Source organism: Cellulosimicrobium sp. PMB13 (assembly GCF_051294865.1).
Taxonomy (GTDB): Bacteria; Actinomycetota; Actinomycetes; order Actinomycetales; family Cellulomonadaceae; genus Cellulosimicrobium.
The window spans coordinates 3,084,421-3,104,474 of the sequence record NZ_CP145910.1 but is presented as its reverse complement, the minus strand read 5'-3'; the positions used below and the strand labels follow the sequence as shown (position 1 = coordinate 3,104,474).

General features: G+C 73.0%; 21 protein-coding genes. 14 read left to right on the top strand and 7 right to left on the bottom strand.

Annotated elements, in window-relative coordinates; translation table 11 throughout:
* Window positions 1–12 precede the first annotated feature (12 nt).
* Complete coding sequence (locus V5D56_RS14000; RefSeq protein WP_435735907.1) at window positions 13–435, bottom strand: pyridoxamine 5'-phosphate oxidase family protein; 423 nt, start codon at window positions 433–435, stop codon at window positions 13–15.
* 57 nt (window positions 436–492) lie between these two features.
* On the opposite strand from V5D56_RS14000, the gene V5D56_RS13995 reads away from it, so the two are divergent.
* From V5D56_RS13995 to V5D56_RS13970, 6 genes are all read left to right on the top strand, one after another.
* Entirely contained in the window at window positions 493–945 is a 453-nt protein-coding gene (locus V5D56_RS13995) for a helix-turn-helix transcriptional regulator (RefSeq protein WP_435735906.1), read from the top strand.
* Window positions 946–950: 5 nt separating this feature from the next.
* Window positions 951–1,361, top strand: a complete 411-nt coding sequence (locus tag V5D56_RS13990; RefSeq protein ID WP_435735905.1) for a VOC family protein — start codon at window positions 951–953, stop codon at window positions 1,359–1,361.
* Between the two features lie 127 nt (window positions 1,362–1,488).
* Window positions 1,489–1,641, top strand: a complete 153-nt coding sequence (locus tag V5D56_RS13985) for a hypothetical protein (protein WP_435735904.1) — start codon at window positions 1,489–1,491, stop codon at window positions 1,639–1,641.
* A gap of 59 nt (window positions 1,642–1,700) precedes the next feature.
* Window positions 1,701–4,109, top strand: coding sequence for an ATP-binding cassette domain-containing protein (locus tag V5D56_RS13980; RefSeq protein ID WP_435735903.1), 2,409 nt, complete (start codon window positions 1,701–1,703; stop codon window positions 4,107–4,109).
* Window positions 4,110–4,178: 69 nt separating this feature from the next.
* The gene (locus V5D56_RS13975; protein WP_435735902.1) at window positions 4,179–4,979 is read left to right on the top strand and encodes an alpha/beta fold hydrolase; all 801 of its coding nucleotides are present in this window, start codon (window positions 4,179–4,181) and stop codon (window positions 4,977–4,979) included.
* A gap of 113 nt (window positions 4,980–5,092) precedes the next feature.
* Entirely contained in the window at window positions 5,093–5,614 is a 522-nt protein-coding gene (locus V5D56_RS13970) for a putative immunity protein (protein WP_435735901.1), read from the top strand.
* A gap of 53 nt (window positions 5,615–5,667) precedes the next feature.
* Here V5D56_RS13970 and V5D56_RS13965 read toward each other — a convergent pair whose 3' ends face one another.
* Together V5D56_RS13965 and V5D56_RS13960 are read right to left on the bottom strand one after the other, a co-directional pair.
* On the bottom strand, window positions 5,668–6,660 hold the full coding sequence (locus V5D56_RS13965) for a phosphotransferase (protein ID WP_435735900.1): 993 nt from the start codon (window positions 6,658–6,660) through the stop codon (window positions 5,668–5,670).
* Window positions 6,661–6,703: 43 nt separating this feature from the next.
* Window positions 6,704–7,261: a dihydrofolate reductase family protein gene (locus V5D56_RS13960; RefSeq protein WP_435735899.1), complete on the bottom strand. Its 558-nt coding sequence runs from the start codon at window positions 7,259–7,261 to the stop codon at window positions 6,704–6,706.
* Window positions 7,262–7,448: 187 nt separating this feature from the next.
* Between V5D56_RS13960 and V5D56_RS13955 the strand changes: the two genes are divergently transcribed.
* The 8 genes from V5D56_RS13955 (at window position 7,449) to V5D56_RS13920 (ending at window position 14,374) form a co-directional block, all read left to right on the top strand.
* Window positions 7,449–7,964, top strand: a complete 516-nt coding sequence (locus V5D56_RS13955) for a GNAT family N-acetyltransferase (protein ID WP_435735898.1) — start codon at window positions 7,449–7,451, stop codon at window positions 7,962–7,964.
* Window positions 7,965–8,064: 100 nt separating this feature from the next.
* On the top strand, window positions 8,065–8,430 hold the full coding sequence (locus V5D56_RS13950) for a nuclear transport factor 2 family protein (protein WP_435735897.1): 366 nt from the start codon (window positions 8,065–8,067) through the stop codon (window positions 8,428–8,430).
* Window positions 8,431–8,536: 106 nt separating this feature from the next.
* Window positions 8,537–8,998: a hypothetical protein gene (locus V5D56_RS13945; protein WP_435735896.1), complete on the top strand. Its 462-nt coding sequence runs from the start codon at window positions 8,537–8,539 to the stop codon at window positions 8,996–8,998.
* A gap of 296 nt (window positions 8,999–9,294) precedes the next feature.
* Window positions 9,295–9,987: a histidine phosphatase family protein gene (locus V5D56_RS13940; protein WP_435735895.1), complete on the top strand. Its 693-nt coding sequence runs from the start codon at window positions 9,295–9,297 to the stop codon at window positions 9,985–9,987.
* A 71-nt stretch (window positions 9,988–10,058) separates the two neighbouring features.
* Entirely contained in the window at window positions 10,059–11,141 is a 1,083-nt protein-coding gene (locus tag V5D56_RS13935; protein ID WP_435735894.1) for a tyrosine-type recombinase/integrase, read from the top strand.
* 10 nt (window positions 11,142–11,151) lie between these two features.
* Window positions 11,152–12,615 (top strand): PQQ-binding-like beta-propeller repeat protein, encoded by a 1,464-nt coding sequence (locus V5D56_RS13930; protein WP_435735893.1) that lies wholly within the window; start codon window positions 11,152–11,154, stop codon window positions 12,613–12,615.
* Window positions 12,616–12,728: 113 nt separating this feature from the next.
* Window positions 12,729–12,998 (top strand): DUF7218 family protein, encoded by a 270-nt coding sequence (locus V5D56_RS13925; RefSeq protein ID WP_435735892.1) that lies wholly within the window; start codon window positions 12,729–12,731, stop codon window positions 12,996–12,998.
* A 122-nt stretch (window positions 12,999–13,120) separates the two neighbouring features.
* Window positions 13,121–14,374 (top strand): phospholipase D-like domain-containing protein, encoded by a 1,254-nt coding sequence (locus tag V5D56_RS13920; RefSeq protein ID WP_435735891.1) that lies wholly within the window; start codon window positions 13,121–13,123, stop codon window positions 14,372–14,374.
* Between the two features lie 9 nt (window positions 14,375–14,383).
* On the opposite strand, the gene V5D56_RS13915 is transcribed toward V5D56_RS13920, so the two are convergent.
* The 4 genes from V5D56_RS13915 to V5D56_RS13900 all read right to left on the bottom strand — a co-directional run bounded on the left by V5D56_RS13915 (window position 14,384) and on the right by V5D56_RS13900 (window position 20,047).
* Window positions 14,384–15,226 (bottom strand): MBL fold metallo-hydrolase, encoded by an 843-nt coding sequence (locus V5D56_RS13915; RefSeq protein ID WP_435735890.1) that lies wholly within the window; start codon window positions 15,224–15,226, stop codon window positions 14,384–14,386.
* Window positions 15,227–15,249: 23 nt separating this feature from the next.
* Window positions 15,250–18,648, bottom strand: a complete 3,399-nt coding sequence (locus V5D56_RS13910; RefSeq protein ID WP_435735889.1) for a pyruvate carboxylase — start codon at window positions 18,646–18,648, stop codon at window positions 15,250–15,252.
* Window positions 18,649–18,795: 147 nt separating this feature from the next.
* Complete coding sequence (locus tag V5D56_RS13905) at window positions 18,796–19,386, bottom strand: MerR family transcriptional regulator (protein ID WP_251150964.1); 591 nt, start codon at window positions 19,384–19,386, stop codon at window positions 18,796–18,798.
* Between the two features lie 187 nt (window positions 19,387–19,573).
* Window positions 19,574–20,047, bottom strand: coding sequence for a bifunctional nuclease family protein (locus tag V5D56_RS13900; RefSeq protein WP_435739043.1), 474 nt, complete (start codon window positions 20,045–20,047; stop codon window positions 19,574–19,576).
* Between the last annotated feature and the right edge of the window lie 7 nt (window positions 20,048–20,054).

Below are 20,054 nucleotides of genomic sequence, written 5' to 3'. Positions count from 1 at the left end.
TGGTGTCCCGCGTCAGCGGGGCAGCGCGACGTCGGTCATCACGGCCGCTGCGCCCCGGAAGTCCCCGTGCCGCGCCCAGGTGAGGGTCACGCGGGCCACGACAATGCCGTCGTCCGCGAGCGAGGCCGCGAACTGCGGGAACGCGGCGGCGTACGCGGCCGCGCACCGGTCCCGCTCCGCGCCGCCGGGAAGGTCCGCCACGCCCTCGGCCTGCAGCGTCGTGCCGTCCGCGCCGCCGACGACGACCGCCACCCGGGGGTCGCGCCGCACGTTCGCCACCTTGCGCGACGTCGCGCGCGCGTCGAGCACGAGCTCGCCACGGTCCGTCGCCGTCAGCGCGAGGTACGCGGCCTGCGGTGCCCCGTCCGGACCGAGCGTCGACACCACACCGTCCCCGTGGGCGCGCACGTACGCCACCAGCTGCTGGACATCCACGGGCGCATCGTACGGGCACGGTGTCCGCGCGGGGGAGGGCGAACTACGATCGGGACCGTGACCAGCACCGGCGACGACGACGCGCACCTGCGCACGCTGGCCCTGCTGCGCCGCGTCCGCGACCGGATCGACCGCGAGTACGCCCAGCCGCTCGACGTCGAGGCCCTCGCGCGCGGCGTGCACGTGTCCGCCGGGCACCTCAGCCGCCAGTTCAAGGCCGCCTACGGCGAGTCGCCGTACTCCTACCTCATGACGCGCCGGGTCGAGCGCGCGATGACGCTCCTGCGCCGCGGGGACCTCAGCGTCACGGAGGTCTGCTTCGCCGTCGGCAGCTCGTCCCTCGGCACGTTCAGCACCCGCTTCACCGAGCTCGTGGGCATGGCACCGAGCGAGTACGCGCGCCGGGCCCTCACCGCGGGCGTGGGCGAGCTGCCGTCGTGCGTGACCAAGCAGGCCACCCGACCGGTCAGGAATCGAGAAGCGCCCGCCGTGGACGTGCATCTAGCGTGAGAGCCATGGACATCACCCTGCACACCACGTTCCTCCCGCACACCGACCCCGAGGCCTCCCTGGCCTTCTACCGCGACCTCCTCGGCTTCGAGCTCACCATGGACGTCGGCGAGGGCGCCATGCGCTGGCTCACGTTCGTCGCACCGTCCCAGCCCGACGTCCGCCTCGTCCTCACCCCGCCCGCCGCCGACCCCGGCGTCACCGACGCCGAGCGCCGCACCATCGTCGAGCTCATGGCCAAGGGCGCCTACCAGTCGATCATCCTCGCCACGAAGGACCTCGACGAGACCTTCGAGCGGCTCCAGGCCGCCGACGCCGAGGTCGTGTCCGAGCCGACCGAGCAGCCGTGGGGCGTGCGCGACTGCGCGTTCCGCGACCCCGCCGGCAACATGGTCCGCATCGACGAGGTCCGGTGACGACCGTGGCGGCGCTCGCGGCCGCCGCCCTGGCCGCACCGACCGGCCGACACTGAGGGCGGCCGTCGTGTGCGTCCCCGGGCTGCCGCACCACATCGACCACATCGACCGCGGCGACGGTGCGACGATGAGTTCCGGCGCCGCGGTCGGTCTTCCCCGGAGCGTCGAGAGCACCGTGGTCCGGACCGCCCGGCACGAAGCCGATGTCGAGGTCGCCGGGCCGCCGTCCTCGACGTCGTCGCAGCGGTCCGACGGGCTCCTCGTCGGGCTGCACGCCTGACCCGACACCGCCCCGAGCACCGCCCCGCCCCCCGCACCACCAGCCGAAGGAGCCCCAGCGTGACCGCCACGCAGACCTCGACCCCCGCCACGACGTCGCCGGCGACCGCGCCGCACGCCGCCGACACGCACGACGTGATCCGCGTGCAGGGCGCGCGCGAGAACAACCTCAAGGACGTCAGCCTGGAGATCCCCAAGCGGCGGCTCACCGTGTTCACCGGGGTGTCGGGGTCGGGCAAGAGCTCGCTCGTTTTCGCGACGATCGCCGCCGAGTCGCGGCGCCTCATCGACGAGACCTACTCGACGTTCGTGCAGGGCTTCATGCCGTCGCTGCCGCGCCCGGACGTCGACGTGCTCGAGGGCATCACCACCGCGATCCTCGTCGACCAGGAACGCATGGGCGCCAACGTCCGGTCGACCGTCGGCACCGTGACCGACGCCAACGCGATGCTGCGCAACCTCTTCAGCCGCATCGGCGACCCGTACGTCGGGCCACCGACCGCGTTCTCGTTCAACGTCCCGACCTCGACGGCGAGCGGCGTGTTCAGCACCGGCAAGGCGGACGGCACGACCGAGAAGAAGGTCGTGCGCAACCAGGTGTACCTGGGCGGCATGTGCCCGCAGTGCGAGGGACGCGGCACGGTCTCCGACCTGGACCTGTCCGTCATCGTCGACGAGTCCCGGTCCCTCAACGACGGCGCGATCCTCGTCCCCGGCTACAAGGCGGACGGCTGGATGGTCAAGGGCTTCGCCGAGTCCGGGTTCGTCGACGGCGACAAGCCGGTCCGCGACTACACCGAGACCGAGCGGCACGACTTCCTCTACCGCGAGAAGGGCAAGGTCAAGGCGCTCGGGATGAACATGACCTACCAGGGCCTCATCCCCAAGCTGCGGGAGTCGGTGTTCAGCAAGGCCCCCGAGTCGCTCCAGCCGCACATCCGGGCGTTCGTCGAACGGGCCGCCGTCTTCGTCCCCTGCCCGGCCTGCGACGGGACGCGGCTCAACGAGTCCGCCCGGTCGGCGAAGGTCAACGGCGCCGGCATCGCGGACGTGTGCCGCATGCAGATCTCCGACGCCGCCGACTGGGCGCGCGGCATCGACAACCCCGGCGTCGCCCCCCTCGTCACGAGCCTGCTGCACCTGTTCGACAAGTTCGTCGAGATCGGCCTCGGCTACCTCTCGCTCGACCGGCCCGCGGGCACGCTGTCCGGGGGAGAGGCGCAGCGCACCAAGATGATCCGCCACCTCGGCTCCGCGCTGACCGACGTCACCTACGTCTTCGACGAACCCACCATCGGGCTGCACCCCCACGACATCCAGCGCATGAACTCCCTGCTGCTCGACCTGCGCGACAAGGGCAACACCGTGCTCGTCGTCGAGCACAAGCCGGAGGCCATCGCCATCGCCGACCACGTGGTCGACCTCGGCCCGGGCGCCGGCACCGACGGCGGCACGATCTGCTTCCAGGGAACCGTCGACCAGCTGCGGGCCAGCGACACCCTCACCGGCCGCCACCTCGACGACCGCGCCACCGTCAAGGAGTCCGTGCGCACGCCCACCGGCGCGCTGGAGATCCGGGGAGCGGACCAGAACAACCTCCAGGGCGTGGACGTCGACGTGCCCACCGGCGTCCTCACCGTCGTCACCGGTGTCGCAGGCTCGGGCAAGAGCTCCTTGATCCACGGCAACCTCGCCGGGCGCGAGGGCGTCGTCGTCGTCGACCAGGGCGCGATCAAGGGCTCCCGCCGCTCCAACCCCGCCACCTACACCGGCCTGCTCGAACCGATCCGCAAGGCGTTCGCCAAGGCCAACGGCGTCAAGCCCGCCCTGTTCAGCGCCAACTCCGAGGGCGCCTGCCCGACGTGCAAGGGCAACGGACGCATCTACACCGAGCTCGGCTTCATGGAGACCGTCGAGACACCGTGCGAGGACTGCGGCGGCAAGCGCTTCATGGCGTCCGTGCTCGAGTACACGCTGGGCGGCCTCAACATCGCCGAGGTGCTCGACCTGTCCGTGGCTCACGCCCACGCGTTCTTCCGCGAGGGCGACGCCAAGATCCCGGCCGCGCACAAGATCCTCGCGCACCTCGAGGACGTCGGCCTCGGCTACATCAAGCTCGGCCAGCCGCTCAACACGCTCTCCGGCGGCGAGCGCCAGCGGCTCAAGCTCGCGATGCACCTCGGGGACTCCGGCGGGGTGATCGTCCTCGACGAACCCACCACCGGGCTGCACCTCGCAGACGTCGAGAACCTGCTGCGCCTGCTCGACCACATCGTCGACTCCGGCAAGTCCGTCATCGTCATCGAGCACCACCAGGCCGTCATGGCCCACGCCGACCGGATCATCGACCTCGGACCCGGGGCCGGGCACGACGGCGGCCGCATCGTCTTCGAGGGCACGCCCGCCGACCTCGTGGCGCAGCGGACGACGCTCACGGGGGAGCACCTCGCGGCCTACGTGGGCGCCTGAGGCGCCCTGCGCGACCCCGCGCCCGCCCCGGCCGTTGCTCCGACGGCCCGACAGGTCGAGGATCGAGGCATGCGCGTCGAGGTCGGCGGGCTGAGCATCGCCTACGAACGCGCCGGGGCCGGGCCCGCGGTGCTGCTCGCCCACGGCTTCGTCGGCGACGGCCCCGCCACCTGGGGCGCACAGGTCGAGGCTCTCTCCGACGAGTTCACCGTGATCGCCTGGGACGCACCCGGCGCCGGCCGGTCGGACGACCCGCCCGACGGGTTCGGCATGGACGACTACGCCGACGCCCTCGCTGCCGTCCTCGCGGCGCAGGGGATCGGACGGGCCCACCTCGTCGGGCTCTCCTTCGGGGCGGCCCTGGCGCTCGCCGTCACTCATCGCCACCACCGAGCCGTCCGGTCACTCGCCCTCGTGAGCGGGTACGCGGGATGGGTCGGCTCCCTCGGCCCGGAGGAGGCCGACCGGAGGCTCGCGCGCTCGCTGCAGGCATCGACCCTGGCACCTGACGACCTCGTCGCCGCGCTGGCGCCGTCCCTCTTCTCACCCTCCGCCGGCGGGGAACGCGTCGACGCGTTCCTCGTCAGCGTCCGCGAGACCCGCCCCTCGGGCTTCCGGGCAATGGCCCGCGCGAGCCACCCGGACCAGAACCATGTCCTGCCGCGCATCGACGTACCCACCCTGCTGCTGTACGCCGACCACGACGTCCGCGCACCCGTCGCGGTCGGCGAAGCCCTGCACCACGCGATACCGGGATCCGAGCTCGTCGTCCTCACCGGACCCGGCCACGCCAGCCCTGTCGAGACACCCGACGACGTCACGCGCGAGCTCCGCCGCTTCCTGCGCACCGCCGAGCACCGCTCACGGTGACCGGAGGCACGCCCCGACGCGCCGACACCACGACCGGTGGAGCCAGGCTCACCCGCCCTCCACGGACCTCAGGCACCGTTGCCCGTGCCTCGAGCCCTCGGCAGAATCGCCGCATGCCGATCCTCCCCACCGACCGCGACCCCCGACTGATCACCGTGCGCCGCGGCGGGACGCTGAGCGACGAGCACCACCGCCTGCTCGCCGAGTGGGCGGTCCTCTGCGCCGACCACGTCCTGCCGCTCTTCGAGCAGACCCAGCCGGACGACACCCGCCCCCGCGACGCCCTCGAGACCGCACGTGGCTGGATACGCGGCGACGTGCCCATGCGCGACGCCCACCGCGCCGCCTTCCCCGCGAACGCCGCCGGGCGCGACCAGCCGGCACCTGCGAAGTACGCGGCGCTCGCGGCCGGGCAGGCGGTCGCCGTGGCGCACGTCGCGGCGCACGACCTCGGAGCCGCGGCGTACGCGATCAGGGCTGCGGCGGCGCACGCCGCGGCGAGAGGGGAGCCCGAGGTGGCGCGCCAGGCCGAGCGTGACTGGCAGCGCGCGCGGATCCCGGCCGCGGTGCGCGACCTCGTGCTCGACGACCAACGGCTGAGGAGCCCGATCTGCTGGAACGTCTTCGACGACTGAGCCGAGCCGGTCGCCGTCCCACGGCGTGACGCCGACGGCCGCACGGCCGCGTCTCACCGCGTGCGAGCGAGGTCCTCCAGGTGCTCGTGCGCAGCACGACCCCATCCGGTGGGGTCGTCGCCGGGCGGCACGAGCGCCCAGGCGTGCCAGAGGACCAGGGCGTCCCACCAGCCGGACTCGGCCGGTGTCAGGGGTCGAACCGACTCGTAGCCCGCCAGGAGCGTCGCACGGACCTCGGACGAGACGGGACCCCACTGCCGGAAGCGCGTCCCGAGCATGACGGCCGAGCGAGCCAGCTCGACGACGCAGTGGTCGAGCCTGGCGTCCTCGAGGTCGATCACGGCGGCGACCTCGGGTCCGGCGCACAGGACGTTCGACGAGCGGTAGTCACCGTGCACCAGCTGTGTCGGCAGCCGGTCGTGCGGTGCGCCGTCGACCAGCTGCCGGAGGGCGGCCCGAGCCGTCGCCGGGACCTGGTCGGGGGCGCCGTCCAGCCAGTCCGCCACGCGGGACGCCACAGGAGCCGGGGGACCGGCCGGGGCGACGACCCGAGCGGCGTCGGGGTAGGTCGCGAGCGCGAGATGCAACCGAGCCAGGACTGCGCCGGCGTCCCGGACCTGGTCGGCATCGCCGACGTCGAGCAGGTCGCCGCGGACGACGCGCTGCAGGCACATCGAGACGTCGCCGATCTCGACCTGGAGGCCGCCGTGCCGCGACGGCAACGGCGCGGACACCGGCAGCCCGGCGCGCTCGAGCCAGTGCGTGAGCCGCGCGACCTGCGCGAGACGTGCGTGCCGCTCGGGTGCCACCGACCACTTGGCGAGCAGGCGGCCGGACGGCGTCGTGACCCAGGACAACGCGTTGTGGTCGCTGATCACGATCCGCTCGCACCGGTCGACCTGCACACCCCAGCTCTCGTCCAGCGCCGTGGTGACCCACCGCGCTGCGGACTCGGCGTCCTCGAGCCCGAACCTCTCCTGGATCACGACGTGGGGGTCGTGCGACTCCCACAGCATCTCCAGCAGGGGCGGGGGCGCGTCGGACATGGGTCCATCTCAGCACGCCGCGGAACCGGGGGAGCGGTCCGTCTCAGCGGGTCCGGTACCTGGCGTAGACCAGCCCGCTGTCGAACGCACGCTGGTCGACGAGCTCGAGGTCGAGCCGCACGCCGTCGGGGAAGAACCGCTTGCCGCCGCCGACCACGCTGGTGGTGACGAACAGGTGGTACTCGTCCACGAGACCCGCCGCGATCGCCTGGCCCGCGAGGTTCGGACCGTCGACGGAGAGGTCGTGGTCGGTCTCGGCCTTCAGCCGGCGCACCGCGTCGGGGTCGAAGGTGCGCTCGACCCTGGTCCGCTCGCTGGACACCGACTCCAGCGTCGTCGAGTACACGATCTTGTCCGCGGCCTGCCAGTCGCGCGCGTACTGCACGATGTGCGGGGGAGCGTCGGGGTCCTCGTGAGCGGTCTCCCAGAACACCATCGTCTCGTACATCCGCCGGCCGTAGAGGAACGTGCGGACGGGCCGGAAGAGGTCCCCGATGAACGTGTGCACCTCCTCCACCTCGGCGCCGGTGCCGAGGTCGCCCTCCGCCGCCTCGGCATAACCGTCGAGCGAGGTGATCATCGAGTAGATGAGCTTGCCCATGTCGTCTCCTTCGGGGTGACCCCGTCGATCTGCCGGCGTCGTGGAGGCTGTGACCCGTGCACGACCTCGGACTCATCGGGCGGCCGCCCGGATCACCCGACGAGAGGCAGGGTGCACGGTGCTCAGGCGGCGGTCGGCGCCCTGTCTCATCAGCGTCCGATCGAGCGGACCGGGTTAGCATCTCGCCGTGTCAGCCCTCACCGTCGTTCGTCGCGAGGTCGCTCTCGATCTCGTGGTCGACGCCCTCCGCAGCGTTCACCTTCACGACGGGTACCCGACGGTCTGGCCCCAGGACCCGGTGGCCTGGCTCGAGCCGGAGGGCACTCTTGACGCCTGGCTCGCGATCGACGACGACGACCTCCTGGGGCACGCGCTGCTCGTCCGTGGCGAGCAGGTCGAACATGCTGCCGAGATCGAACGTGCGGCAGGTGTGCCGATCACCGCGATCGGCGGGCTGAGCCGTCTCTTCGTCGTCCCAACAGCGCGTGGAACCGGCGTCGCGGCTTCACTCCTCGACCAGGTCGAGGCAGCCGCAGCCGAGCGGGGGATCCGACTCGCGCTCGACGTCGTCGACGATGGCGGTCCGGCCGTCCGCCTCTACGAGCGGCGTGGCTGGACCCGTGTCGCGGCCGGACCGGCCTCGTGGGTTCGCCCTGACGGTGTTCGGCCCCGGTCAGCGGCCTATCTTCTGCCTGTGGACTGATCTGCGCGATACACATCGGAGGGTGGGGCAGTGGCGGGTTGGGCGCAGGCGCACTGACAAGTGCCCGCCCGAGACAGGTCTCCGTGCGTAGACTCCGGCGATGAGTCTTCTTGCTGCGGAGAACGCGCTCCAAGCCGCCCAGCGTGCCGGCGACGTCAACGCGCTGGAGGCACTGCTGCATCCGCGGTGCGTCGGCGCCGGCCCGGACGGGTCCGTCTTCTCCAAGGAGGACGACCTCGAGAGCTACCGCTCGGGTTCGCTGCAGATCACGCGCCTGGAGCAGGAGTCGCTCGACGTCCAGGAGGACGCGACGAGCGGAGTCACCAGGCTGGTCGCCGCCGTGGAGGCGATCCAGGGCGGCAGCGCGGTGTCCGCGCGGTTGGTCTACACGCGCCTCTGGGTGCGCGCAGACGAGGGTTGGCAGGTACTGGCTGCGACGCTCGCACCAGCCGCCGACCCTGCCTAGGCTCGCGAACGTCGATGTCGGCGCGAGGTCCTGGAAAGATCGTGCATCAGATGCAACCCGCACTGGTCACAACTGGTAGGGGTGGCTAACGGAGCTCTTACGTCCGATGCACTCGCACTACTTCGACGCCGATAATGTACATTATGTCAGTTCGTTGTCGAGAGAGGCGCCGCCGTGCATCAGCGGACGTTCCCCCAACCTCCCCTCGATCATGACGACGTCGACGGCACCGGGCACGGCCGGACCGGCCCGCGACGTCGTCGTGCACGCGATACCCGACGCCGAGCCGCGACGATCTGGCGAGCTTCCTGCGCGTCGTGACCAGTGGCCCGGCGCGCGGTCCAGCGAACCGCTGAGCGCCTCACAGCTCCTGGGCGCACTGGTCGCCGTCCTGGTCGTCGTGGCCTCGTTCCTCGCGTTCCTGCTCGCGGCCGTCGCCGTCGGCGTCGCGACGGCCTGCGTCTGGACCTGGCGCACGCTGTCCCCTGCGCCCACCGCTCCACCGGGCATGATCACCGCGCGCACACCAGACCGGCGCGACGGTCTCCACGGGCACTCACCGTCCTGATCTGCCGAATGACCCCTTGTGAGCCCGACCGTCGTCGCACTCTGGCCCGTGCTGGATCCGTCGGCTACGATGCATAATCGGACATAGCAGTTAAACCAGTGTGTTTAGGTCAACACCATGCTGTCGACACCTGACCCGCCGCTGGACGTCACCACCCTCCGCTCACCGTCGGAGCGCCCCTGGCCGCCGCAGGCACCGGCCGACCCGCGTCTCTGCGGCGATCTCGACGTACCCGGCGTCGGTGGCGCGACGACCGTCGCGCCACCGGGCACGTCCCTCGTGTCAGGGTGGGTGCCATGAGCCTGCCTAGCCCCGCGACAGCTCCCCCGCCACCCGTACCCGGCGAGGTCCCGCCCCGCCCGCGGACCGTGCACCTCGTCACCCACCCGGAGGCCACCCACCACGTGGAGCGACTCGTCGGGGGTCAGCACGACTCCGACCTGACCCCGGCGGGTGCGCTCGCAGCCGACCGGCTCGGCTCCGCACTGCGCGACCGGAGTGCCGGGGCCGCCGGCACGAGCATCGTGGCCTCGGACCTGCGGCGCACCCGGCAGACCGCGGACGCGATCGGCCGTGCGCTCGCCGTCGTGCCGACCTTCGACCCGCGCTTGCGCGAGAAGTCGTACGGGGTCGCCGAGGGCCGCCCTCAGGAGTGGCTGGACGCCCGCTTCGTGCCGCCGCCGCGGGTCGGTGACCGGCTCCGGCACGACGAGGGCGTCGACGGCGCCGAGACGCGCCTCGACCTCGCGGTCCGCGTCTACGAGGCGACGACGCACGCCTTGGCCGCTCATGAGGGCGATCACCTGGTCGTCGTCACGCACGGTTTCGCGGCGACCTTCGTCGTGGCGGCGTGGATCGGCATGCCGATCGAGTCCGCGGGCCACGTGACCTTCCCGGTGCCGTCCGGCAGCATCACCACGCTGCGGGAGGACACGTTCTTCGGCAACCGCGCGGTGGTGTCGGTGGGCGAGGTGCCGTACCGCCTCTGACCTGCTGTGTCGGTGCCTGGGCCTAGGCTCGCCGCGTCCGGTCAGCCCAGGTCGAAGGGAGCCCCTGAGGGATGGTCGCACCACCGCGCCTCGAGCTCGTCACCGTCCAGGAGGCCGCCGACCGCTACCTCGCGAGCGTCGCGTCACAGACCGTGCGGGGCGTGCTCTCAGCCACGACGCAGCGCAGCTACGTCCGCGACGTGCGCGAGTTCACGCGACTCGCGGGGCCAGGGCGGGTGCTCGACGACGTCACCGGTGACGACGTCGACGACGTGCTCCTGCGCTACCAGACGACGCCGGACCTCCGCTTCCAGGACGCGAGCCGCAAGCCCGGCGGGACAGGCCGCTCGCCGGCGACCGTCAACCGGTTCCGCCAGTCCCTGACGCGCTTCTTCGCGCACGCGTCGCGGGAGGGCTGGGTACAGGCCGACCCGATGCAGTGGGCCGCTCCCCCGGCCCGTCTGCGCGACGGCCTGCGGGTCGCCCGCACGGCCCTGTCAGCCGGTTCCGCGGCCGCCCTTCTCACGGTGACCACGGACGACGCGCCGGTCGGCCCGGCGCGCCACGACCACGACCTGCGCCTGCGGGACCGCCTCGTCGTCGCGCTGCTGCTCGTCCTCGGGCCGCGCGTCTCGGAGCTCGTGCGCGCCGACGTCGACGACTTCTCGCGCGAGCCAAGCAGGACGCGATGGCGCATCCAGGGGAAGGGCGGGAACGTGCGGACGGTGGAGCTGTCCCCGCCCCTGTCCGACGCGCTCGAGGAGTACCTCGCGCGCCTGCGACCGGTGCTGCTCGCCCGGCGGCCGGACGACGCCGACGCCCAGCGCGCGCTGCTGCTCTCGTGGCGAGGGCGCAGGATCGACGCCCAGGCCGTCCGCGCCCTGCTGCGTCGGTGCATCGACCGCATGCCCGACCAGTACCGACGCGAGGCCACCCCCCACGCGCTGCGGCACACGACCGCGACCCTGCTCGCGGCCGACGGCTGGGACGTGAAGGTCGTGGCGGAGCTCCTCGGGCACGCGTCCATCGCCACGACCGGGGTCTACCTGGACCGCATCGAGGGTGAGCTCGCCGCGGCGATCCGGTCCCATCCCCTCAGCGGGGCGCTCGCCGGCGTCCAGGAGGCGGGCCTGCGCCCCCACGGCGCGGAGTAGTGTGCGCTGCATGGTCGCGAACCGGCGCGAGGACGCGCTCCGGCGGCTCGAGCTCGTCGAGGCGGACGAGCTCGCACTGGACGACGCCGTCCGGCCCGATCCCTCCGTCGGACGGGAGGCGACCCCGGACGAGCGGTCTCTCCCGGTCCGGTCCCCCACCGGCACGGCCGCGTCGGCACGACGACGCGTCGCGACGGCGGTCCTGGCCGTCGCCGCTGTCGCCGCGCTCTTCGTCGCGAGCAGCCTCTGGCAGTCGAGGGCCGGTCGCCTCGCCCTGCTCGACGCGCACGGCGGGGTCTCGTCGCTCGCGACCCCGCCGGTCGCGCGGTGGACGACCGCCACGACCGGCGTCGACGCGTGGGCTCTCGGCGACGCGCTCGTCGTCGTGCAGGCGCACGAAGCCACCGGGCTCGACCCGTCCGACGGGGAGGAGCGCTGGTCGGTGGAGCTCGAAGGGCCGCCGCGCTGCGGACCTCCGCCCGGCGACCTCTCGAGCGCGCCGCTGGACGAGCTCGTGTGCCTCACCGGACCGGAGGACGACCCACGGGCCTGGGTCCTGGGCGCCGACGGGACCGTCAGCTCTCGCACCGACCTCGGCGACGGGCTCGGGCGGGCGCTCGCTGTCCCGGACGGCCACGTCGTGCGGTGGCAGCGCACCGGCGGGGTTCTGGAGGTCGCCGTGCAGGACGCCGCAGACGCGTCGGTGCGCTGGCGGTCCACCGTCACCCCGGACGATCTCGCGCGCACGGACCTGTGCCGCCCGCAGGTGTCGGCCTACGCGACGGCCCGCGTCGAGCACGGCCTGATCGTGCTGCGGGGATGCCGCCTCAGCGCCGCGTTCACCCTCGAGGGAGTGCGCGTCGACGACCGCGGCGATCCCGTGACGTCGCAGGTGCTCGGGTCCCGCGCGGGCACCTTCCTGCGCACCACGAGCGGCTCCGCGACGGGCGAGGTGGAGATCACCGAGCTCGTCCGGACGGACGGGACGGTCGAGCGCATCGTGCCGGGCCGCCCCCTCGTCCCCCTCGCGTCGGACGGCACGGCCGACCCGACGCGGCTCCTGCTCGTGCCGAGCGGCGTGCAGGCGGTCGACCTCAGCGGCAACGAGCGCTGGACGCTCAGCGGCACCGTGTCCCAGGTCGTCGCGGTCGCCGACGGCATCGCGGCGCTCGACCTCGGGTACGTCGTCCTCGGCGTGGACCTCGCCTCCGGTCGCGAGCTCTGGGCGTGGGAGCGTGAGAGCCTCGGTACCACCGACGCGATCGTGGGCGCCTTCACGGACGGCGACGTCGCAGCGCTCGTCATCACCTCCCTCGACGGCTCCGGCGGGACCCGGGTCGTGGCGCTCGACCTCGAGCGGGGCGGCGTGGTCTGGGACGAGGAGTACCCCCTGAGCCCGAACGGCTTCCGTGCGGTCGGCGGGCGGCTGGTGCACCTGGACTCGACGCTCGGCCAGGTCGTCGTGCACGAGTGACGAACGGGGCGCGACGCCTGACCCGACGTGCGAGGACGGCACCCGGCGGCGAGTCTGGGTGGAACGGGCGGCCTGCACGCCACGTCGCCCTGTCCGTCGACGAGGAGGCGATCATGCCGAAGCGTGACCCCGGTCCGAGCGTCAAGGACCCGGAGCTGTACGAGAAGCTGCGTGACGAGGGCGACTCGAAGGAGAAGGCGGCGCGCATCGCGAACGCCGCCGCCGGATCATCCCGGAAGTCGGTCGGCAGCAGAGGCGGCACGAGCGGCGACTACGACGACTGGACCGTCGACAAGCTCCGCAAGCGTGCGGCGGAGATCGGCATCGAGGGCCGCAGCTCGATGCGCAAGTCCGAGCTGATCAAGGCGCTGCGCTCGCACTGAGGTCGCAGCGGGACGACACCGCCCTGCCGACGTGCCGGCTGCGCTCCGGCCCGGCGCAAGATCACCCCGTGCGTCGTCGCCGCTGCGCTCGCGGTCCGGTCCGCGGCGACTACGGTGAGCACGTGCGCATCCTTCCCGACACCTCGTGGCACCTGGCTCGGCGCGTCCTGGCACGCGCGCTCGTCATGACGGTCGCCGTCCCGGTGACGGTCGCGGGTGCGCTCGTCGTCGCGGACGCCGTCCGCAAGCGGCGCAACACGACCGAGGCGTCGTTCCCCCGCTCGGCGCCGGCCGAGGCCGAGGTGGCCGGGACGACCGCCACCGTCTACACGTTCGGCGACGACCTCTACCAGGAGATGCTCGCCGCGATCCGCGGGGCCGAGCGCTGCATCCTGCTGGAGACGTACATCTGGAAGGCCGACGCGGTCGGCGCGGAGTTCAAGCAGGCGCTGGTCGAGGCGAGCGAGCGAGGAGTCCAGGTCTTCGTCATCTACGACGGCTTCGCGAACCTCGTCGTCCCCCGCGACTTCTACGACCTCCCCGAGTCGATCCACGTCATCCGGTACCCGGTCTTCCGGCCGGGCGTCCTGCTGCTCAACGTCCGCAAGTCGGGTCGTGACCACCGCAAGATCCTCGTCGTCGACGACGAGATCGGGTTCGTCGGGGGCTACAACATCGGGGCCCTGTACGCGACGCAGTGGCGCGACACGCACGTCCGGCTCGAAGGGCCGAGCACCTGGGAGCTGCGCAACGCGTTCGTCGACTTCTGGAACGCGAACCGTGCGGAGGGCCAGCCGATGCTCGCCGACCCGGGGTCGGCGCACTGGGAGCCGCGCCTGCGCGCCGCGCGCAACGCGCCCGCGCACCTCGTCTTCCCCATCCGCGGCATCTACCTGGACGCGATCGACCGGGCGAGCTCGCACGTCTACATCACGCAGGCCTACTTCATCCCCGACCGCGAGATCCTCGCGACGCTTCTCACCGCGGCAGCGCGCGGGGTCGACGTGCGGGTGCTGGTCCCGGAACGCTCGAACCACGTCGTCGCGGACTGGCTGTCGCGCGGCCTGTACACGACCTTGCTCAAGGGCGGCGTGCGCATCCACCTGTACCAGGACGCGATGGTGCACGCGAAGACCGCGACGATCGACGGCCGGTGGACCACCATCGGGACCGCCAACATCGACCGCCTCTCCCTCACGGGCAACTACGAGGTGAACCTCGAGATCACGGACGAGGGCGTGGCGGAGCAGATGGAGAAGATCTTCGCGGTCGACCTGTCGAACACGCGCGAGCTGACGCTCGCCGAGTGGGAGACCCGGTCGCTCGTCGCCAAGCTCGGCGAGGTCGTGCTCACCCCGCTGCGTCCGCTGCTGTAGCGGGCAGGCTCAGGTCCGCTCGCGCGCGGCGTCGGCCGCCTCTTCCTCCGGTCGGGGCGGGACCGTCTCGTCGTCCTCGAGCAGCGCCACCTCGGCGTACTCGGGGTGCTCGTGCAGCACCGCGTCCGCCACGGTGCGCGCGTCGACGCCCACGGCGTGCGACTCCCCCACGCGCAGCCGCCGGTACTCGTACGTCCCGCCCGTGCGCCCTCGCCCGAGGAGACGGTCGACGAGCGTGTGACCGGCGTCGGAGAGCAGGGCGTCGTGGACCGGGACGACGACGCGCGGGTCGAGCGCCCGCACGAGGTCGATCGTCTCCCCCAGCTTCAGCCACGGCCCGGACACCGGCGCGAGCAGCACGTCGAGCCGCGCGTCCCGCAGGACGTCGGCCCGGTCGTTCCCGGGCCGCGTCCCCGGGAGGTCGACGGAGTCCCCGGGGTGGAAGACGGCGACGCCGCCGCCACGGACGAGGTACGTGACGTTGGAGATCCGCGGGGCGTCGCGGTGGACCTGCGCGTGCAGCCCGCCGCCGACCACGACCTCGAGACCGCCCAGCTCGATCCCGTCGCCCGGCGAGACGGCGTGCACGCGGCGCGCCGCGTCGTCGGGCAGGGCGGCGCGCAGGCTCGCCACGACCGCCTCGGGCGCCCAGACCCCGAGGTCCTGGCGCGCCCCGAGGGCGGTGCCGAGCACCTCCGCGTCGACGTGGTCCGCGTGCTCGTGCGTGACCAGGACGACGTCCGCGCCTCGCAGGGCGCCGGCTGCGTCCGAGAAGGACCCCGGGTCGATGACGACGGTGGTCCCGCCATGACCCAGGGCGACGCACGCGTGCCCGTGGAACGTGATCTGCATGAGCTCCTCCGTCCTGTCCGACCTCAGACGACGACCAGGACCAGGTCGCCGCCCTCGAGCTGCTGCACCGCGCCGATCGCGACGCGCTGCACCGTGCCCGCGACCGGCGACGTGATCGCCGCCTCCATCTTCATCGCCTCGACCGTCGCGACCGTCTGCCCGGCCTCGACGACGTCGCCCGCCACCACGACCGGCGTCACCGCGCCCGCGAACGGCGCCGCGACCTGGCCCGGCTGCGTCGGGTCGGCCTTCTCCGCGGCCCGCACGTCGGCGTCCACCGCGCGGTCCCGGACCTGGATCGGTCGCAGCTGACCGTTGAGCGTGAACATCACGGTCCGCATGCCGCGCTCGTCCGGCGACCCGATCGCCTCGAGCCCGACGAGGAGCCGGACGCCCCGCTCGAGACCCACCGCAGCCTCCTGACCGGCCTCCAGCCCGTACAGGTACGTCGGGGTGTCCAGCACCGACACGTCGCCGAACGTCGAGCGCACCAGCTCGAACTCCTTCGTGGGCCCCGCGAACAGCAGGTGGTTCAGCCGACGACGGCGCACCGCGCCGGGCTGCGCGAGCTCCGCCTCGTCCTCGTCGCTCAGCGGGGTCACGCCGGCCCGCGCCGCGCGCCCCTCCAGGGCGCGCGAGCGGAACGGCTCGGGCCACCCGCCCGGCGGGTCGCCCAGCTCCCCGCCGAGGAACCCCACGACCGAGTCCGGGATGTCGAACGCCTGCGGGTTCGCGGCGAACTCCGCCGGGTCTGCCCCGACGCCGACGAGGTGCAGCGCGAGGTCGCCGACGACCTTCGACGACGGCGTGACCTTGACGAGCCGCCCCAGGATGCGGTCGGCGGCCGCGTACATCGCCTCGATCTGCTCGAACTTCTCCCCCAGCCCCAGCGCGATCGCCTGCTGCCGCAGGTTCGACAGCTGCCCGCCCGGGATCTCGTGCTCGTACACGCGCCCCGTCGGGCCCGGCAGCCCGGACTCGAACGGCGCGTACGCGCGCCGCACGCCCTCCCAGTACGGCTCCAGGTCCGCGACCGCGCGCAGCGACAGTCCCGTGTCGCGCTCCGTGTGCTCCAGCGCCGCGACGAGCGCCGACAGCGACGGCTGGCTCGTGGTCCCGGCCATCGCGGCGCTCGCGGCGTCGACGGCGTCGACACCGGCGGCCGCGGCGGCGAGGAGCGTGGCGGTCTGACCGCCGGCGGTGTCGTGGGTGTGCAAGTGCACGGGCAGGTCGAAGCGTTCGCGCAGCGCGCCGACGAGGCGGGCCGCGGCGGCGGGCCGCAGGAGCCCGGCCATGTCCTTGATGGCGAGGACGTGCGCGCCCGCGTCGACGATGCGCTCGGCGAGGCGCAGGTAGTAGTCGAGCGTGTACAGGTCCTCGGCCGGGTCCAGGAGGTTGCCGGTGTAGCACAGGGCGACCTCGGCGACGGTGGTCCCCGTGCCGCGGACGGCGTCGATCGCGGGCCGCATCTGGTCGACGTCGTTGAGGGCGTCGAAGATGCGGAAGACGTCGATCCCGGTCTGCGCCGCCTCCGCGACGAACGCCTCGGTGACGCGGGTGGGGTACGGCGTGTAGCCGACCGTGTTGCGCCCGCGCAGGAGCATCTGGATCGCGAGGTTCGGCATCGCCTCGCGGAGTGTCGCGAGCCGCTCCCACGGGTCCTCGCCGAGGAAGCGCAGCGCGACGTCGTACGTCGCCCCGCCCCACGCCTCGACGGACCACAGCCCGGGCGTGGCGCGCGCGACGTGCGGCGCGACCGCGGCGAGGTCGTGGGTGCGTACCCGCGTCGCGAGGAGGGACTGGTGCGCGTCGCGGAAGGTCGTGTCGGTGACGCGCAGACGCTGCTCGGCCCGCAGCGCGCGGGCGAAGGCCTCCGGGCCGAGCTCGAGGAGCTCCTGGCGTGTCCCGGGCGGCGGGGCGATCCCGAGGTCGAGGGACGGCAGCTTGAGCGCCGGGTCCGCGACGGCGCGCGGCGGACCGTTCGGGCGGTTGACGGTGACGTCGCCGACGTAGGCGAGGAGCCGGGTGCCGCGGTCTGCGCTCTCGCGGGCGGAGAGCAGCTCGGGCCGCTCGTCGATGAACGACGTCGCGACGTTCCCGGCGACGAACTCGGGGTCAGCGAGCACCGCCTGGAGGAACGGGATGTTGGTCCGGATGCCGCGGATGCGGAACTCGGCGAGCGCGCGCCGGGCGCGGCGGACGGCCGTCGGGAAGTCGCGTCCCCGGCACGTGAGCTTGACGAGCATGGAGTCGAAGTGGCCGGACACGACGGAGCCGGCGGTCGCGGTCGCGCCGTCGAGCCGCACGCCGGCGCCGCCCGGCGAGCGGTAGGCGATGATGCGGCCCGTGTCGGGGCGGAACCCGTTCGCGGGGTCCTCGGTGGTGATGCGGGTCTGCAGGGCGGCGCCGTTGACGCGCACCTCGTCCTGGCGGATCCCGAGGTCCTCGAGCGTCTCCCCCGCGGCGATGCGCATCTGCGCGGACACCAGGTCGACGTCGGTGACCTCCTCGGTCACGGTGTGCTCGACCTGGATGCGGGGGTTCATCTCGATGAAGACGTGCTGACCGGCGCGCTCACCGACGGTGTCGACGAGGAACTCGACGGTCCCGGCGTTCTGGTAGCCGATGTGGCGCGCGAACCGCACGGCGTCCGCACACAGCGCGTCACGGATCGCGGGGTCGAGGTTCGGGGCCGGTGCGATCTCGACGACCTTCTGGTGGCGGCGCTGGAGCGAGCAGTCGCGCTCGTAGAGGTGCACGACGTTCCCGGCGCCGTCGGCGAGGATCTGCACCTCGATGTGGCGCGGCCGCAGGACGGCCCGCTCGAGGAACACGGTCGGGTCGCCGAACGCGCCGTCGGCCTCGCGCATCGCGGCGGCGAGGGCCTCGGGCAGCTCCTCGCGCGTGTCGACGCGCCGCATGCCGCGCCCGCCGCCGCCCGCGACGGCCTTGACGAAGACCGGGAAGCCCACGGTGTCGGCAGCGGCGACGAGCTCGTCGACGTCGGCGGACGGCTCCGACGACGCGAGGACGGGCAGTCCCGCCTCGCGCGCGGCCTTGAGCGCACGCACCTTGTTGCCCGCGAGCTCGAGGACCTCGGCAGGCGGGCCGACGAAGGTCAGCCCCGCGTCGGCGCACGCCCGCGCCAGGTCGGGGTTCTCGGAGAGGAAGCCGTAGCCGGGGTAGACGGCGTCGGCACCCGACTCGCGGGCGACGCGCACGATCTCGTCGATGTCGAGGTAGGCCCGCACCGGGTGGCCGGGCTCACCGATGGCGTAGGCCTCGTCCGCCTTGAGGCGGTGCTCGGAGTTGCGGTCCTCCTGCGGGAAGACGGCCACCGTCCGGGCGCCGAGCTCGTACGCGGCGCGGAACGCGCGGACGGCGATCTCGGCGCGGTTGGCGACAAGGACCTTCGAGAACACGGCACTCCATCCGACGGACCGTCCGGCACGGGGCGGCGCTGGCGACCCCGACCGGCTTCCGGCCGATCCTCCCACGCACCCTGGGACAGGAGCCTCGGAGAGGGTGTGACGTGCTCCACAGGCAGGCCGGCGGCCCACCTCGCCCAGTCAGCCGGCGGAGCGTGCCCGACGGCGCGCGGCGAGCTCGTCCTGCTCGCTCACCTCGGGCTCGGCCACGTCCTCGAGCGACTCGGTCGGCAGCTCCGCGAGCGTTCCCTCGACCTCGCGCCACACGCGTCCGACCGCGATGCCGAAGACGCCCTGGCCGCCCTGGACGAGATCGACGACCTCGTCGGGCGACGTGCACTCGTACACGCTCGCGCCGTCGCTCATGAGCGTGATCTGCGCGAGGTCGTCGACGCCGCGCTCGCGCAGGTGCTCGACGGCGGTGCGGATCTGCTGGAGCGAGACGCCCGTGTCGAGCAGGCGCTTGACGACCTTGAGGACGAGGATGTCGCGGAAGCTGTAGAGCCGGTGCGAGCCCGACCCGGCGGCGGGCCGCACGGTGGGCTCGACGAGCCCGGTGCGGGCCCAGTAGTCGAGCTGTCGGTACGTGATGCCGGCGGCCCGGCACGCGGTGGGGCCGCGGTAGCCGGTGGTGGTGTCCTGCTCGGTGATGTCCTCCCCGAAGAGGAGACCCTGTGCACCGTGCGGAACCGTCGCGCCGGACCCGACGCTCGCCTCACCGCTGCTCTTCACTGTCGCCTCCTGGGGTGTCCTCGTCCACGCTATGGGCGCCGCAGGGGGCCGTCAACGACCGACGAGCCGACGCGTCGGGCGTGTCGCCCACCTCACCCCCTGCGCGGTGGTCCTTCACCCTCGACCTGAGGTCGAAGGTCCTTTCTGTCCGGTTGATCCGTGTGCTGCGGTGGCCATGAGGGGACGCTCACTCCTCGGAGGTGAAGTCCTCCGGGGTGACGTGCTCGAGGAAGTCGCGGAACCGCTCGACCTCTTCCTGCTGGGTGACGTCGACCACCTCGACCCCGGCGGCCGCGACCACCTCGGCCGAGCAGAGCACAGGGCTGCCGGTGCGCACCGCGACGGCGATGGCGTCGGACGCCCGGGAGTCGAGCCGTGCACCGTTGCTCAGGACGAGCTCCGCGAAGAAGATCCCGCCGTCGAGCGCGACGATCTCGGCGCGCTCGAGCCGGACGTCGACGGCCTCGAGGAGGTCCCGCAGCAGGTCGTGGGTCATCGGTCGTGGCGTGGGCAGGCCGGCCTGCGCCATCGCGATGGCGCTCGCCTCGCGCGGTCCGATGACGATGGGCACGACGAGGTCGGAGGCGCTGTCGAGCAGCAGCACCACGATCTCCTGGTCCCGCTGCTGCTGACGGACGCCGAGGACCTCCACGGGGACCATCGGCACG